Annotated in this window: 10 protein-coding genes; 5 read left to right on the forward strand and 5 right to left on the reverse strand. The window is 67.0% G+C overall.

Annotation, left to right across the window (positions count from 1 at the left end):
- Positions 1 to 104: 104 nt before the first annotated feature.
- Positions 105 to 2684, forward strand: a complete 2580-nt coding sequence (mutS, locus tag ABIC35_RS15700) for a DNA mismatch repair protein MutS (RefSeq protein ID WP_121073417.1) — start codon at positions 105 to 107, stop codon at positions 2682 to 2684.
- Here mutS and ABIC35_RS15705 read toward each other — a convergent pair.
- The 5 genes from ABIC35_RS15705 to ABIC35_RS15725 all read right to left on the reverse strand — a co-directional run bounded on the left by ABIC35_RS15705 (position 2681) and on the right by ABIC35_RS15725 (position 9435).
- Positions 2681 to 4312: a putative bifunctional diguanylate cyclase/phosphodiesterase gene (locus tag ABIC35_RS15705; protein WP_354278508.1), complete on the reverse strand. Its 1632-nt coding sequence runs from the start codon at positions 4310 to 4312 to the stop codon at positions 2681 to 2683. The two genes, mutS and ABIC35_RS15705, sit on opposite strands and share 4 nt — an antisense overlap.
- Positions 4313 to 4890: 578 nt before the next feature.
- Positions 4891 to 5418, reverse strand: coding sequence for a hypothetical protein (locus ABIC35_RS15710; protein WP_121073414.1), 528 nt, complete (start codon positions 5416 to 5418; stop codon positions 4891 to 4893).
- A gap of 88 nt (positions 5419 to 5506) precedes the next feature.
- On the reverse strand, positions 5507 to 7702 hold the full coding sequence (gene uvrB, locus ABIC35_RS15715) for an excinuclease ABC subunit UvrB (protein WP_121073410.1): 2196 nt from the start codon (positions 7700 to 7702) through the stop codon (positions 5507 to 5509).
- 63 nt (positions 7703 to 7765) lie between these two features.
- The gene (locus tag ABIC35_RS15720) at positions 7766 to 8221 is read right to left on the reverse strand and encodes a hypothetical protein (RefSeq protein ID WP_121073407.1); all 456 of its coding nucleotides are present in this window, start codon (positions 8219 to 8221) and stop codon (positions 7766 to 7768) included.
- A 50-nt stretch (positions 8222 to 8271) separates the two neighbouring features.
- Positions 8272 to 9435, reverse strand: coding sequence for an MBL fold metallo-hydrolase (locus ABIC35_RS15725; RefSeq protein WP_354278509.1), 1164 nt, complete (start codon positions 9433 to 9435; stop codon positions 8272 to 8274).
- A 63-nt stretch (positions 9436 to 9498) separates the two neighbouring features.
- On the opposite strand from ABIC35_RS15725, the gene ligA reads away from it, so the two are divergent.
- The 4 genes from ligA to ABIC35_RS15745 all read left to right on the forward strand — a co-directional run bounded on the left by ligA (position 9499) and on the right by ABIC35_RS15745 (position 17139).
- Positions 9499 to 11625, forward strand: a complete 2127-nt coding sequence (gene ligA / locus ABIC35_RS15730; protein ID WP_121073404.1) for an NAD-dependent DNA ligase LigA — start codon at positions 9499 to 9501, stop codon at positions 11623 to 11625.
- 145 nt (positions 11626 to 11770) lie between these two features.
- Positions 11771 to 15109, forward strand: coding sequence for a TonB-dependent receptor (locus ABIC35_RS15735; protein WP_121073401.1), 3339 nt, complete (start codon positions 11771 to 11773; stop codon positions 15107 to 15109).
- Positions 15110 to 15199: 90 nt separating this feature from the next.
- Positions 15200 to 16339: a sensor histidine kinase gene (locus ABIC35_RS15740; RefSeq protein WP_183049293.1), complete on the forward strand. Its 1140-nt coding sequence runs from the start codon at positions 15200 to 15202 to the stop codon at positions 16337 to 16339.
- A complete protein-coding gene (locus ABIC35_RS15745; protein WP_121073394.1) occupies positions 16336 to 17139 on the forward strand; it encodes a LytR/AlgR family response regulator transcription factor in 804 nt (267 codons plus the stop codon). The genes ABIC35_RS15740 and ABIC35_RS15745 overlap by 4 nt, the downstream gene beginning before the upstream one ends.
- The last annotated feature ends 62 nt before the right edge of the window (positions 17140 to 17201 follow it).

The following is a 17201-nucleotide window of genomic DNA, read 5'->3' on the forward strand; positions in this document are numbered from 1 at the left end:
CGCCTTATCCCCAGTTTCCACCAGCGTCACCCCATGCCCGCGGCTTGTGCGCCACCCCGTGCATCCGGTAGCGAGGCGCGATGTCCTCTGCCGCCCCTACTCCGATGATGGCCCAGTATCTCGCGCTCAAGGAAGAGGCGGGGGATTGCCTGCTCTTCTACCGGATGGGCGACTTTTTCGAGCTGTTCTTCGAGGATGCGAAGACGGCGAGTTCGGTGCTCGACATCGCGCTCACCTCGCGCGGCGAGCATGAGGGCGACAAGATCCCGATGTGCGGCGTGCCGGTGCACGCGATGGAGGCCTATCTCGCCCGGCTGATCAAGGCGGGCCACCGCGTCGCCATCGCCAACCAGACCGAGACGCCCGAGGAGGCCAAGAAGCGCGCCGGATCCAAGGCGCTGGTCGCCCGCGCGATCATCCGCGTGGTGACCGCCGGCACGCTGACCGAGGAAGCGCTGCTCGACAGCCGCACCGCCAACTGGTGCGTGGCCGTGGGCGAGGCCGGCGGCGGCGTGGCGATCGCCTGCGCCGACATTTCCACCGGCCGGTTCGAACTGATCGAGACCGATGCCGCGCGGCTGGGCGCCGAACTCGCCCGGCTCAATCCCGCCGAGACAATCGCCTGCGACGCGACCGACTTCGCCGAACTCGCAACGGCACTCCGCCCCAAGCTCGACTTCGACAGCGCCGGCGGCGAGGCGCGGCTGAAGCGGCTGTTCGGCGTCGCGACACTCGACGGCTTCGGACAATTTTCGCGCGCGGGACTCGCCGCGGCGGGCGGGCTGGTCGCCTATCTGGAGCATACCGCCAAGGGCTCGCTCCCCTTCCTCCGCCCGCCCCGCGTCAGCCGCGCCGAAGCCGCGATGGCGATCGATGCGGCGACGCGCGAGAGCCTGGAACTGACGGTCAGCGCCGCGGGCGCGCGCAAGGGCAGCCTGCTCGACGCGGTCGACCGCACGGTTACCGGCGCCGGCGCCCGTCTGCTCGGCGCAGATATCGCCGCACCACTGATGGACCGCGCCGCGATCGACGCCCGGCTGGATCTGGTCACCCTGTTCCACGACGATGCAGGCCTCCGCGACAGCATCCGCGCCACGCTGCGCGCGCTGCCCGATATCGGCCGCGCGCTCGGCCGCCTTGCCGCCGGCCGCGGTTCCCCTCGCGATCTCGGCCAGCTACGCGACGGGCTCGACGGCGCGTGGCGGCTAGGAGAGCGGCTCGACCGCCTCGCCGACGCGCCGCCCCTGCTCCGCGAACTCGCCCCGCAGCTGCGCGGCCACGGCGCGCTGATCGACCTGCTCACCCGTGCACTCGTCCCCGAGCCGCCGGTCGACGCGGCGCATGGCGGCTATATCGCCGAGGGCTATGACGCCGCACTCGACGATCTGCGCGACGCGGGCGCCGGCGGCCGTCGCGCCATCGCCCTGCTGGAAGCCGAGTATCGCAGCCGCACCGGCATCACCGCGCTCAAGATCCGCCACAACGGCGTGCTCGGCTATCATATCGAGGTCCCCGCCCGCTCGGCCGATGCGCTGATGAAGCCCGACAGCGGCTTTACCCATCGCCAGACGCTGGCAGGTGTGGTCCGCTTCAACGCGCCCGAGCTGCACGACGTCGCGGTGAAGGTCACCCAGGCCGGCGCCCACGCCCTTGCCGCCGAGTCCGCGCATCTGGAAGACCTGACCGGCCAGGCACTTGCCCGGCGCGAGCCGATCGCCGCCACCGCCGATGCGCTCGCCCGGATCGACGTCGCCGCCGGCCTCGCCGAACGCGCAGCCGAAGGCGGCTGGGCGCGCCCCGATCTGGTCGAGCATAGCTGCTTCGAGATCGAAGGCGGGCGCCATCCGGTGGTGGAAGCCGCCGTAGCCCGCGCCGGCGGCCGCTTCGTCGCCAATGACTGCAGGCTCTCCGAAGACTCGCGCCTGTGGCTGGTCACCGGCCCCAACATGGGCGGCAAGTCGACCTTCCTGCGCCAGAACGCGCTGATCGCGGTGCTGGCGCAGGCCGGCAGCTACGTGCCCGCCACGCGCGCGACGCTGGGGCTGGTCGACCGGCTGTTCAGCCGCGTCGGCGCCTCGGACAATCTCGCCCGCGGCCGCTCGACCTTCATGGTCGAGATGGTCGAGACCGCGGCGATCCTGGCGCAGGCGACCCCGCGCAGCTTCGTCATCCTCGACGAGGTCGGCCGCGGCACCTCCACCTATGACGGGCTCGCCATCGCCTGGGCGGTGGTGGAGGCGATCCACGAGGAAAATCGCTGCCGCTGCCTGTTCGCCACCCATTATCACGAGCTGACCCGGCTGGCCGAGCGCTGCGATGCACTCACCCTCCACCATGTCCGCGCGCGGGAGTGGAAGGGCGAGCTGGTACTGCTCCACGAACTGGCCGACGGCCCGGCGGACCGGAGCTACGGCATCGCCGTCGCGCGGCTCGCGGGCATGTCGCCCGCGACGGTCAAGCGCGCCAAGGCGGTGCTCGACAAGCTCGAGGCCGGCCGCGCCAAGACCGGCGGCCTCGCCGCGGGCCTGGACGACCTGCCGCTGTTTGCCGCCGCCGCGCATGCCGAGGAGGAGAAGGTCGACGCGCTGCGCCACGAACTCGACACGCTCGACATCGACGCGCTCAGCCCGCGCGAGGCGCTGGACGTGCTGTACAAGCTGAAGGGACTGGCGACCGAAGCCTAGGCGGCCGCGCGTTCCATATGCGCGTCGAGGAAGGCGGCCGCCTCGGCGGCGGGCAGCGGACGCGAGAACAGATAGCCCTGATATTCGTGGCAGCCGAACGAGCGCAGGAAACCTTGCTGCAATTCGTCCTCCACCCCTTCCGCGGTCACGCCGATGCCCAGCGACTGGCCGATGCCCAGCACCGCCTGGATGATCGCCCGCGCATCCTTGGAGCGGGCGAGATCGCGGACGAAGCTCTGGTCGATCTTCACCCGGTCCACCGCCAGCTTGTGGAGGTGCGACAGGCTCGAATAGCCCGTACCGAAATCGTCGAGCACCAGCTGCACCCCGGCCTCGCGCAGCCGGGCGAGGGTCTGCTCCACCCCGGCATCCATCGCGAGCATCGTGCTTTCGGTGACCTCCAGCTGCAATTGCCGCGGGTCCATGCCATGCCGCGCGAGGATCGCGAGAATGCGGGAATCGAGGTCCGGGCTCCGCAGCTGGATCGGCGACAGGTTCACCGCCAGCGCCAGCGCCGGGAAGCGCACCATCATCGCAACCGCGCGATCGAGCACCCATTCGCCGAGCGGCACGATCAGCCCGCTCGCCTCGGCTACGGGGATGAAGCGCAGCGGCGCAATCATGCCCTGTTGCGGATGGTGCCAGCGCACCAGCGCCTCGACCCCTACCACCCTGTGGCCGCCGGCATCGATCACCGGCTGGTAATGGACGTCGAGCTGGTCGCCCGTGGCGAGCGCGGTACGTAGGTCCGCCTCCAGCGCGCGGCGGGCCTGCACTTCGCCGGCCAGTACGGCGTCGTAGAGGCGGAACGCGTTGGCCGGCTGGCGCTTCGCCTCGTAGAGCGCGAATTCGGCGCGGCGGTGCAGCTCTGCGGGGGACAGGCCGGGCTCGCCCCAAGCGCAACCGACCGAGACGCCGAGCATGACGGCCCCCGAAGGTCCGACGAGCGGCGCATCGAGCAGCGCGAGCACCCGCCTGCACGCCGCTTCGGCCGCGGCGGCGTCATGGCAGTCATCGACCAGCACCGCGAAACTGTCCCCGCCGGTCCGCGCTACCCGGTCCGACCCGCGGGCAGCGCCCGCGAGCCGGTAGGCGAAAGCCCGGAGCAGAGCATCACCGACACTGTCCCCAAACGCGTCGTTGATGTCCTTGAACTGGTAGAGATCGATCAGCAGCAGCGCCGGTGCCCCATCGTCCATGGACTTCACCAGCTGCTCGTTGAGTGCGGCGCGATTGGGCAGCCCCGTCAGCGTGTCGTGATAGGCCAGGTGGCGGATATCCGCCTCCGCCTTCCGTAGGGGAGTGATGTCCGTAAGGATCGTCAGCACCAGCGGCGTGTCGCCGACAAGAATGCGGCGGCGGCGGGTGACGACGTTGCGGCAGGTGCCGTCATGCCCCTCAATCACCTCTTCGGTCTCCATATCCTCGCCGGTAGCGAAGACCTGGGCATGTTCGGCGGTGTAGCGGGCAAATTGCTCTGGCGAGAGATAGAATTGGGAAGGAGTCGAGAGCCAATGCTCCCGATTCCTGCCGGCCAGCGCGCAGAACGCCTGGTTCACTTCGACGATGCGATCGTTGCGGTCGATCAGCAGCACCGGCGAGGGCAATGCCTCCAGCATCATGCGCATACAGGCGCCAAGCGCCGTGTCCGCATCTCCCTGCTCTGCCTGCTGCATCGGGCGCTCCGCTGCCAATTTCCCTGGAGCGTGCGGCTCTGCCCTGCCGACTCGGGCACTGCCTAGTTGGGGCATGTCCATATCGGAAGCGTCACTTTCCGCTAACTATTGGACTTGGCCGGAAGCGCGGAAAGAACTGCCCAAAATGAAAGAGGCCGCCGGGCCCTTCTCCAAGGTACCCGGCGACCCCCGACATGGTCAGCGGCCGGAGAGCTCCAGCCCGGGAGACCATGCGGACCGCATTACCTGCAACTGCCGACGTTGTTTGGAGGAGGATACCTCCCGGCGGCAATATGGATGGAGGGCTTCCATCCACGCGGCAGGATCAGCGGCGCGTCTCCCGAACGAACTGAACCGACCTCACTGCTGAACCATGAGACATCGGATCACCTCCTTTCGCTTGTTGAAGAGCCTGTGCCTCTCGACACACTTGACATGTAGGATGACCCTGAGTCGCAGAACAAGTCTTGTAAAAGAATTTTATCGGTGCGATTCTGGAAGTCTGGGCCGAAGCGGTGCGGCGCGTCGCCCTATTTGCGGCAATCCTCCACCACGCGCAGGATTTCCGGCCAGGCCGGAATAACCAGCACCGGCAAGCCCCCGCCCTCTATCACGAACCGTCCGCGGCTGAAGCCCAGCGCGTCGAGGAAGCTGTCGTTGGCGGCAAAGGCCATGGCGAGCATGCCGGGCGCGCTCGGGTCCGGCGTCGCCGGCCCGGCGCGGACGGCGCTGGTGGTCCGCAAGGTCAGGGTCGCGGGGGCGGAACCGGTACGCGCCAGCGTCACGCGGCGTGCCGCCAGGTCGCAGCGGAGGATCGCAAGCGGCGCGCCGCCGGCGACGCCATAGGTCGCGGTGCCGCCCCGGTAGCGCCAATCGCCGGGCGTCAGCGGCCAGTCACGCCAGTCCGCGCCGACCGTCGGCTTGGATACGGGCGGCGGCGGGAGCGCGGGCACCGGCACGGGCCGGGGCGCAGGCGCGGGCGGCGGCGTAGAGGGAGCAGGCACGCAGCCGGCGAGCGCGACGAGGCCGACGCCGGCGAACAGGGAAAGCAAACGCATGGCCGGGCTTATGGACGCGTGCGGGCCGCGGCTCAACTGCACGAACCGCGCTGCACGACGGACGGGAAGATCGAGACGACCGCCCGACCTACCCCCGCCGCGGCCCGCCGAACTTCGTCTTGGTCTGCTTGCCGAACCGCGTCTTGCGCGTGCCTGGCTTGCCCTCGTTGGACCGCCCCATTATCGGCGCCTTGCGCTCGCTCTCGGGCAGCCCGAGCTCCTCCGCCTCCAGCGCGCGGATCTCGTCGCGCAGGCGGCCGGCTTCCTCGAACTCCAGATTCGCGGCAGCGTCGCGCATCTTCTTCTCGAGCTCCTCGATATAGCCGCGGAGATTGTGGCCGACCATGTGCGGACGATCGGCATCGATCTCCACCGTCACCTGGTCCTTGCTGGACACATGCGCGATGATGTCGCCGATATTCTTCTTGACCGTCTCCGGCGTGATCCCGTGTTCGAGATTGTACGCCATCTGCTTCTCGCGACGACGGCCGGTCTCGGCGAGCGCGCGTTCCATGCTGCCGGTCATGCGATCGGCATAGAGGATCACCCGCCCCTCGACGTTGCGCGCGGCGCGGCCGATCGTCTGGATCAGCGACGTCTCGGAGCGCAGGAAGCCTTCCTTGTCGGCATCGAGGATCGCGACCAGCCCGCATTCGGGGATGTCGAGCCCCTCGCGCAGCAGGTTGATGCCGATCAGCACGTCGTACACGCCCATCCGCAGGTCGCGGATCAGTTCGATTCGCTCCAGCGTCTCGGTGTCCGAGTGCATGTAGCGGACCTTCACGCCCGCCTCGTGCATATACTCGGTCAGGTCCTCGGCCATGCGCTTGGTGAGCGTCGTCACCAGCGTGCGATAGCCCTTGGCCGCAGTCGCCTTGCACTCCTGGATCAGGTCCTGCACCTGCTCTTCTACGGGTCTGATCTCCACCGGCGGGTCGATCAGCCCGGTCGGGCGAATCACCTGCTCGACGAACACGCCGCCGGTGCGCTCCATTTCCCAGTCGCCGGGGGTGGCCGAGACATAGGTGGTCTGCGGCCGCATCGCGTCCCATTCGTTGAAGCGCAGCGGACGGTTGTCGATCGCGCTGGGCAGGCGGAAGCCGTACTCGGCAAGCGTCAGTTTGCGCTTGTGGTCGCCGCGCGACATGCCGTTGATCTGGCCGATCGTCTGGTGGCTCTCGTCGACGAACAGCAGCGCGTTCTCGGGCAGATATTCGAACAGCGTGGGCGGCGGCTCGCCGGGCAGGCGGCCGGTGAGGAAGCGACTGTAATTCTCGATGCCCGCGCAGGAGCCGGTGGCGGCGATCATCTCCAGGTCGAAATTGGTGCGCTGCTCCAGCCGCTGCAGCTCGAGCAGCTTGCCCTCGGCTTCCAATTCCTTGAGCCGCTCGGTCAGCTCGTGGCGGATCGCCTCCATCGCCTGCTTCAGCGTCGGCCCCGGCGTGACATAGTGGCTGTTGGCATAGACGCGGACATAGTCGAGGCTCGCCACCTTCTTGCCGGTCAGCGGATCGAACTCGACGATCTCCTCGATCTCGTCGCCGAAGAAGCTGATCCGCCAGGCGGTATCCTCATAGTGCGAAGGAAACAGCTCGAGATTGTCGCCGCGCACGCGGAAGGCGCCGCGCCCGAAGGCGGCGTCGTTGCGCTTGTACTGGAGCGCCACCAGCTTGCGGATGATCTCGCGCTGGTCGACCACCTGCCCCTTCTTGAGGTCGAAGATCATCGCCGAATAGGTCTCGACCGAACCGATACCGTAGAGGCACGAGACCGAGGCGACGATGATCACGTCGTCGCGCTCCAGCAGCGAGCGGGTCGCGGCGTGGCGCATCCGGTCGATCGCCTCGTTGATCGAGCTTTCCTTCTCGATGTACGTGTCCGACCGGGGCACATAGGCCTCGGGCTGGTAATAGTCGTAATAGCTGACGAAATATTCGACCGCGTTCTCGGGGAAGAAGCTCTTGAACTCGCCATAGAGCTGCGCCGCGAGGATCTTGTTGGGCGCGAGGATCAGCGCGGGGCGCTGCAGCTCCTCGATCACCTTGGCCATGGTGTAGGTCTTGCCCGATCCGGTGACGCCGAGCAGCACCTGGTCGCGCTCGCCGGCCCGCGCCTGCTCGACCAGTTCCGGGATCGCGAAGCGCTGGTCGCCCGAGGGCTGGTATTCGGAGACGAGCTTGAACTTCTTGCCGCCCTCCGCCTTTTCCGGGCGCTGGGGGCGGTGGGGGATGAACGCCTGCCCCGTTTCGGGCTCGGCAAGGTTGGTCCGGATCTGGATCGCCATGGCCGGAATATGGGGTGCGCGGCGCCGTCTGAAAAGCGGCCTTTCGATCAGGAACTTGGGCGATCAGGGTGTCGGGCGGTACGCAATGCGCCACATGCCAAAGCCGATCCCGCCCGCGAGCAGCGTCACCGCCGCGGCTTGCGCGAGCTTGAACGCCAGCCCCAGCAGCCAGCTGCGCGTGTCGATCGGCGCCAGGCTGAACATGCCCTCGCCGCTCTGCGCGCCGACGAACAGGCCAAGCCCGAGCAGTCCCGTCACCGCGGCGGCATAGCGGCCCCGCCGCAACCCGATCGCGTGCAGCAGCAGCCAGATCGGCCCGCCGACCGCCGCAAGCGCCAGACCCGCGAACAGCGTGCCGACGGCCCAGCCCGCCAGCAGCGCCAGCGGCGCGCGCTGCCCCGCCGCGATCAGCAGCAGCAGGATCAGCAGCCCGCCCAGCGTGCTGCCGGCCGCCAGCGCCTTGGCGATCTGCTTTCCATTCGTTCCGAGTTGGCCCCCTGCGCCGCTACCGTCGTGCATCCGTCCCCGCCCTCGACCCTTCTTAGGAACGGTTACGAAGCGTCTCAACCTCAGCGGAAACGGTCGAAGCGCCCCTCGGCGCGGCACGTGGCGATGCCCTGGTCGTCCGGCGCGCGCGGCGGGGTGCCGATCGCGGGCACGTCGAAGCTGCGGCCGATAGCATGATCGACGAAGCGATCGCCGCTCGTTCCGCCACAGCGCAGCATCGCGGCCAGCATGTCCGGCGGGGTGCGATAGGCTTCCCAAGAGAGGCGGAAGGTGCCCCAATGAATCGGCAACGCCCAAGGCCGGCCGAGCCCGTCCCACACCCGGATTGCGTCGCGCGGACCGATATGCGCATCCGCCGCCATCTGGCCAGGCTTGAAGCGGAAGGCGCCGATCGGGATCGCCGCAAACCGCACCGGACCGAGCGCGGCGGCTTCGGCCGGCCATTTGCCGTCGCCCCAACCGGTGTCGCCCGCAAAGAACAGGTTGCCGCCCGGCAACGTCACCACGAAGCTCGACCATAGCGCGCGATTGCGATCGGCGAACCAGCGGCTGCTCCAGTGATGGTTGCGTGTGACGACAACATCGATGCCGGGCCGCAAGGCCAGTCGCTGCCCCCAGTCCAGTCCGCGCGCCGGCACGCCTGCCTGCCCGATCACGCTGTCGTTGCCGAGCCCGGTTACGACCACCGGGCGGTCGCGCTGCCAGATCGTCTTGAGCGTCGCGAGGTCGAGATGGTCATAATGGTTATGGCTGACCACGATCAGGTCGATCCTGGGCAGATCCGCCAGCCGCACGCCGGGCACCGCCACCCGCTTGGGGCCGATGCCGAACGGCCCCGCCACGTCGCTCCAGACCGGATCGGTGAGGATATTGAGCCCCTGGGTCTGGATCAGCACGCTGGCATGACCGATCCAGGTGACCTTCATCGCCTGCCCCTCGATGCGTGCGGCAGGGCGTGCCGGGTTCACGGGCACGCTGGCCGGCCAGGGCGGCTGCCGGCTGGCATTGGCAAGCCGATGCGCGAGGAAGGCGAACCCCAGCGCCGGCACCGGCGCGGTCTCGCCGTCGGGGTTAGCGAAGTGTGCGCCATCGAAATGCGCCGTCTCCGCGCCGCGGTAATAGATGCGGTCGAGAAACGGCGGCACCAGCGTCAGGAACAGACACAAGGCCACCACGATCCAGAGCAGGAGTCCAACGAGCAGCTTGGCCATCGTCGCAATACGCATGGCAGCGGCTGATGGCCGCAAAGCCCCTTGCGATCAACCGCCCCGATCCCCTAGCGCGGGCCCATGACGCTGCCCCGTACGCCTGAGGAAGCCGCCGCCGAGCTGGAAAAGCTCGCCGCCGAGATCGCGCACCACAACCGCCGCTATCACGACGCCGACGCGCCCGAGATCAGCGACGCGGACTTCGACGCGCTGGTCCGCCGCAACACTGCGATCGAAGCCGCTTTCCCGGATCTGGTCCGCGCCGATTCGCCCTCGCGCCAGATCGGCGCGACGCCGTCGGGGCCGCTCGCCAAGGTGGCGCATGCGCGGCAGATGTTCAGCCTCGACAACGGCTTTGCCGACGAGGACGTGGCGGACTTCCTCGGCCGCGTGCGCCGTTTCCTCAAGCTGGCCGACGATGCGCCGGTGGAACTCACCGCCGAGCCCAAGATCGACGGCCTCTCCTGCTCGCTGCGCTACGAAAACGGCGTGCTGGTGCAGGCCCTTACCCGCGGGGACGGCCGGATCGGGGAGGACGTGACGCCCAATGTCCGCACGATTCGAGACATCCCCCACCGCATCGAAGGCGCGCCGCCGGTCTGCGAGGTGCGCGGCGAAGTCTATATGGCTAAGGCCGATTTTGCGGCGCTCAACGCGCGACTGCTCCTCGAAGCCGAGGAGACCGGCAAGGAAGCGCGCCAGTTCGCCAATCCGCGCAACGCCGCCGCCGGCTCGCTGCGTCAGAAGGACGCCGCCGTCACCGCGACGCGCCCCTTGCGCTTCCTCGCCTGGGGCTGGGGCGAGCTGAGCGAACCGCTGGCCGACAAGCAGTACGAGGCGATCGATCGGATCCGCGCTTGGGGCTTCCCGGTCTCCGACCTGTTCGTCCGCGCGCCCACGCTGGAGGATGCGCTCGCCCAGTATCGCGCGATCGAGACTCGCCGCGCCGACCTGCCCTTCGACATCGACGGCGTCGTCTACAAGGTCGACCGGCTCGATTGGCAGGAACGGCTCGGCTATGTCGGCCGCGCGCCGCGCTGGGGCCTTGCCCACAAATTCCCCGCCGAGCGCGCGCAGACCACGCTCCAGGCGATCGACATCCAGGTCGGCCGCACCGGCAAGCTCACGCCGGTGGCGCGCTTGGAGCCGGTGACGGTGGGCGGCGTCGTCGTCAGCAATGCGACGCTGCACAATGCCGACGAGATCGCGCGGCTGGGCGTGCGCCCCGGTGACCGAGTCGTGCTCCAGCGCGCCGGCGACGTGATCCCGCAGATCGTCGAAAATCTCACCCGCGACGAACCCCGCGCGGACTGGCACTTCCCCAGCCACTGCCCGATCTGCCAGTCCGAAGCGGTGGCCGAGGAAGGCGAAGTTGACGTCCGCTGCACCGGCGGGCTGATCTGCCCGGCGCAGCGGCTGGAGCGCTTGAAGCATTTCGTCAGTCGCGGCGCGCTCGACATCGACGGGCTGGGCGAGAAGACGCTGATCGAGCTGCTCGACCTGGGCTGGATCGCCGAGCCGGCCGACATCTTCCGCCTGGCGCAGCACCGCGACGCACTGCTCGGCCGCGAAGGCTGGCAGGAAAAATCGGTCGACGGCCTGCTCGCCGCGATCGAGGCGAAGCGCGCGCCCGATGCGGCGCGGCTGCTGTTCGGGCTCGGCATTCGCCACATCGGTGCGATCACCGCGCGGGACCTGCTCAAGCGCTACGTCACCCTGTCGGCGCTGGAAGCGCTCGCCGACGAGCTGATTGCCCTGCGCGACGCCACGCCGCTCCAGCTCGGCGAGACCGAAGCCAAGCACCGCACCCGGCTGGACAAGGCGATCGCCGAGCGGATCGGCGTCGAGAATGTCGGCGCCGCCGTCGGCCATGCGCTGGCGGACTTCTTCCACGAGCCGCATAACCGTACCGTCTGGAGCGACCTGCTGCGCGAAGTGGCGCCGCCGCCCTTCGTTGTCGAATCGCGCGACTCGGAAGTGACCGGCAAGACCTTGGTCTTCACCGGAACGCTCGAAGCGGTGAGCCGCGACGAAGCCAAGGCGCAGGCCGAGCGACTGGGTGCGCGCGTGTCCGGTTCGGTCTCCGCCAAGACGGACCTGGTGATCGCTGGGCCGGGCGCCGGTTCGAAGCTGAAAAAGGCCGCGGATCTCGGGATTCGGGTGATCAGCGAGAGCGACTGGCTGGCAATCGTAAGCGCTTCCGAGTGATGCCTTTTTGCAACGCACCATAGTGGAACGTTGCGCACGTATTGACTGTCACAATTCCGCAATCAAAGCCAAGCAGGGGGCAGCCAGACAGATGGCGCGCAAAGCGCCACGACTGGTAGCCACAGGCTAAAAAAGGGAACTCTCGATGCGAACGCACTATCTTGCAGGCGTGGCCGCTGCCGCGCTGCTCATTCCGGTTGCAGCCCATGCGCAGGAAACCACCTCGACGATTCGCGGCACCGTGACCGCCAACGGCGCACCGGTCGCCGATGCGGCTGTCGTGGCGACCAATTCCGCATCGGGAACCCGCTCCACGGCACGCACCGACGCCAGCGGCAACTTCAGCCTGACCGGTCTTCGCACCGGCGGCCCGTACACCGTTGAAGTCACCGCGCCGAATTATTCGAGCGCGTCGGTCACGGACATCTACACGGTGGCCGCGCAGTCGTTCGATCTCCCGGTCGAACTCGTCGCAGAGGGCCAGGACATCGTCGTGACGGCCAGCACCGTTCGCGGTGCTCGCTCCATCTCGCAGGGCCCCGCCACGGTGCTCACGGCCGAGCAGATCGCCAACGTCGCCAGCCTCAACCGCGACATCCGCGACCTGTCGCGTCGCGACCCGTTCGCGCGCCTGGATGACACGCCGACGGGCGGCCGCGCGATCTCGTTCGCGGGTCAGAATGCGCGCTACAACCGCTTCAGTGTCGACGGCGTGCCGATCACCGACAATTTCGGTCTCAACACCGATGGCCTGCCCAGCCGCCGCTCGCCCATTCCGTTCGACGCGATCGGCCAGTTCCAGGCCAAGGTCGCGCCCTACGACGTGCGCGAAGGCAATTTCCAGGGCGGCGCGATCAATATCGTCCTGAAGTCGGGCACCAACGATTTCCACGGAACCGGCTTCTACGCGCGGTCCGGCGACTCGTTCGTCGGCAGCAAGACCAAGGACGTCACCGTCAACGTGCCGAAGTTCCACGTCGACAATTATGGCGCCGAACTGAGCGGCCCGATCATCAAGGACAAGCTGTTCTTCATGGTCGCCGGTGAGCGCCTGCGCGGCGGCCGTCCGATCGTCGAAGGCCCGGTGGACAACAATGGCGGCACCGTGATCCCGGGTGTCACCCAGGCGCAGGTGGATCGCATCAGTGCGATCGCCAAGAGCGTCTACAACTACAATACCGGCGGCGTGCTGCACGATTCGGGCGATAAGGACGACCGCGTCGTCGCCCGCCTGGACGCGAACATCAGCGACAAGCAGCGCCTGTCGGTGACGTACACCTACGCCAACGACGCGATCAACCTGCTCAACAACACCTTCACCAACGCGCCGACGGGCCTGGGCCTGGCGTCGAACGCCTATATCCAGGGCAACCGCCTGCACACCGGCGTGGTGCAGCTGAACTCCGACTGGGCGGATGACTTCTCGACCGAAGCACGCGTGTTCTACAAGAACTACACGCGCATCCAGGATCCGCTGTTCGGCCGCGGCTTCGCCCAGTTCCGCGTCTGCGCCAACGAGACCTCGACCGGTTCGCTGACCGCCTGCGACAACAACGCAGCGATCGTCTCGTTCGGCCCGGACAACTCGCGCCAGACCAACCAGCTGAAGACCGACACCTGGGGCGGCATGTTCCAGGCGCGTGTGACCAAGAACGACCACGACCTGCGCATCTTCAGCGAAGTTGCGTTCGTGAACGTCTTCAACTCCTTCCTGCAGAACAGCGCCGGCAACTATTATTTCGACTCGATCGCCGACCTGCAGAACAAGACCGCCAACTCGATCACCTATGGGAACGCGATCCCGTCGCTGGTCCCGAACGACGCGGCATCGAACTTCTCGTACCAGAGCTACACCTTCGGTGTCATGGATTCCTGGCGCGTCACCCCGACGCTGAACATCAGCTACGGCATGCGTTATGACCTGTACGGCATGCACGATCTCCCGGCGCGCAGCGCGGCCTACACGGCGCGCTATGCCGCCGGTGCGATCGTCAACGGCCAGCTCCAGACCATCGGCGCCAACAACGCCAACATCTCCGGTCTCGGCCTCTTCCAGCCGCGCGTCGGCTTCGACTGGAAGCCGCTCCCGCGCGTGAGCATTCGCGGCGGCGGCGGCATCTTCGGCGGCGGCACCCCCGACGTCTATGTGTCGAACAGCTTCTCCAACACCGGCGTTCTGACCAACTCGATCAACATCAACCGCACGGCCACCGGCTTCTCGGGCGCGACGACCGATGCCACCATCGGCAACGCCGCGCTCTCCGGCGTCACCGGGACCTCGATCCCCGGCGCGGTGAACACGCTGCTGACCAACGCGACGGTGGCCACCAACGCCCCCGTCAACGCGATCGATCCGCACTTCAAGCTGCCCTCGCAGTGGCGTGCGACGCTGAGCGGCGAATACACCGTGAGCGGCTGGACCTTCGGCGCCGACTTCCTCTACTCGAAGGTTCGCGACCAGGTGTACTTCACCGACATCCGTTCGCAGCCGATCGCGGGCTCGCTGACGCCGGATGGTCGCCAGCGCTATCAGAACATCATCGATGGCGCCGCGAGCACCAACACCAACACCGACATCCTGCTGACCAATACCAGCAAGGGCCGCGCGCTTATCGGCGTCGCCCGTGTCGACAAGACCTGGGATTTCGGTCTCAACATCAATGGTAGCTTCACCTATCAGGACGTGAAGGATCAGTCGCCGGCGACCTCGTCGACCGCGGGTTCGAACTACAGCAACGGCTCTTTCGTAGACCCCAACAACGTTGCGTATGGCATCTCGAACGATCAGGTGAAGTACTTCTTCAAGTACAGCCTGAACTACGAGCACGCGTTCTTCGGTGACTACAAGACCACCTTTGCGCTGTTCGGCGAATCGCGCATCGGTCACCCGTACAGCTATACCTTCCAGGACTTCGGCAGCGGCCGTTCGTCGGTGTTCGGCACCACCGGTGTCAGCTCGGGCACCGGTACTGGCGGCAACCGCTATCTGATGTACGTGCCGACGGTGAACGATCCGCTGGTTTCGTACAGCACCCCGGCGGTCCGCGATGCGGTGAACGCGTTTATCGACGCTTCGGGTCTCGGCAAGTATCGTGGCCAGGTCGCGCCGCGTAACGCGTTCCACTCCAAGTGGTTTACCCGCATCGATCTGCACGTTTCGCAGGAACTGCCGACCGGCCTGGGCAAGTCGCGGGTCACCCTCTTCGGCGACATCGAGAACTTCACCAACTTCCTCAACAAGAAGTGGGGCCAGACCCGCGAGTACGTGTTCCCATACAACGTGGCGACGGTCCGGGTGCAGTGCCTGACCACCAAGGGCAACGCCGATGGTGCGGGCACCGTCGCGACCAGCGCGGCGCAGCCCTGCGCCCAGTATCGCTACTCGCCGGTGGGTGGCTCGGCCAACTTCACCGCGCCGAGCGATCAGATCTACGCGAACCAGTCGCTCTACTCGATCCGCATCGGCGCCCGCTTCACCTTCTAAGCGGCACGACCGATCCTTTCAGAATGCCGGGCGCCCAGCGCGCCCGGCATTTTTTTTGCCCCCTCGCCGTCCCGATGGTACAGGCGCAGCGTGGCAAAGACTTCGCTTCCGCAGACCAACACCCGGACCTTGGGCCTTTCCAAGCCCGACCTGTTTTCGCGTCCCTTCTTCGAAGACAAGGGCCGGGCCTTCTGGATTCTCCAGGCGACCGGCTGGAGCGGCTATCTGCTGCTGCGCTCGGTATCTTCGATCTCGAACGGATTTTCGGTCGAAGGGCTGATCAAGGCAATCATCGAGGCGATCGTCGGCTATTGCCTGACGCTGCTGCTCTCGGCTCTCTACGGCTTCTACCGCCGCCTGCCGCGCATCCCCGCGGTGCTGCTCACTCTCGCCACGCTGGGCGCGGCGACGCTGATCTATGCGGTGCTGGAGGCCTTCACCTATTCGTTCACCGCGGCCGAGGCGGGGATCACCGTCGCGCGCGTTATCGGCTACAGCTTTCTCACCTTCACGGTGCTGGCGGGCTGGTCGGCGCTCTATTTCGGGATCAATTTCTATCTGATCGTCGAGCAGCAGATCGACCAGATGCAGATACTGGAGAACCAGGCGTCGAGCGCGCAATTGGCGATGCTGCGCTACCAGCTCAACCCGCATTTCCTGTTCAACACGCTGAACTCGATCTCGACGCTGGTGCTGCTCAAGCAGACCGAGAAGGCGAACATCATGCTGTCGCGCCTCTCCTCCTTCCTGCGCTACACGCTGGCCAACGAGCCGACCGCGCACGTCACGCTGGCGCAGGAGATCGAGACGCTGAAGCTCTATCTCGAGATCGAGAAGATGCGCTTCGACGAGCGGCTGCGCATGCATTTCGATCTCGACCCGCGCGTCGCCAAGGGCCGGCTGCCCTCGCTGCTGCTCCAGCCGCTGGTCGAGAATGCGATCAAATATGCCGTCAGCACCCAGGAGGACGGCGCCGATATCATCGTTTCGGCTCGGCTCACCGGTGATAGGGTGCAGATCGCCGTGTCCGATACGGGTCCGGGATTGATCGAAGCGCGTCCACGGCCGACGCTCTCCACCGGCGTGGGGCTCGCCAATATCAGGGAACGGCTGGTTCAGGCTTTCGGGCCTGACCATCGTTTCGAGACGCGAACGAAACCTGGGGAAGGTTTCAGCGTTGAGATCGAAATACCGTTCCAGCTTGAGGAACCGAACCGAGAGGCCGCATGACCATCCGTACCATCCTCGTTGACGACGAATCCCTGGCGATTCAGGGGCTCGAGCTCCGGCTGCAGGAGCATGAGGATGTCGAAATCATCGACAAATGCTCCAATGGCCGCGAAGCCATCCGATCGATCAAGACGCACAAGCCCGACCTCGTTTTCCTCGACATCCAGATGCCGGGGTTCGACGGGTTCTCGGTGATCCAGGGCCTGATGGAGGTCGAACCGCCGCTGTTCGTCTTCGTCACCGCCTATTCCGACCACGCCATCCGCGCCTTCGAGGCGCAGGCGGTCGATTACCTGATGAAGCCGGTGGAGCCCTCGCGCCTCGCCGACACGCTCGACCGCGTCCGCCAGCGCCTCGCCGAGAAGCGCGGCGTGGAGGAAGTGGAGAAGCTCAAGGAAGTGCTGGCCGAAGTCGCGCCGGACGCCGTGGACGACATCGCTACCGGTGACGGCACGGAGCCGGCCTCCAGCCGCTTCGAGAAGCTGATCAACATCAAGGATCGCGGCCAGATCTTCCGCGTCGACGTCGACACGATCGAGCGGATCGACGCCGCCGGCGATTACATGTGCATCTACACCGGCGACAACACGCTGATCCTGCGCGAGACGATGAAGGATCTGGAAAAGCGGCTCGATCCGCGCCGCTTCCAGCGCGTCCACCGCTCGACCATCGTCAATCTCGACCTGGTCCGCCAGGTCAAGCCGCACACCAATGGCGAGTGCTTCCTGGTGCTCAACTCGGGCGCGCAGGTGAAGGTCTCGCGCTCCTACCGCGACGTGGTGGCGCGCTTCGTCCACTGAGGCGCGATCGCCGGATCGCCCTCACCCTTCCGCCGCTGCGCGGCTCCCTCCCTCTCCCAAAG

It is taken from the genome of Sphingomonas trueperi (assembly GCF_040545965.1).
GTDB lineage: Bacteria > Pseudomonadota > Alphaproteobacteria > Sphingomonadales > Sphingomonadaceae > Sphingomonas > Sphingomonas trueperi_C.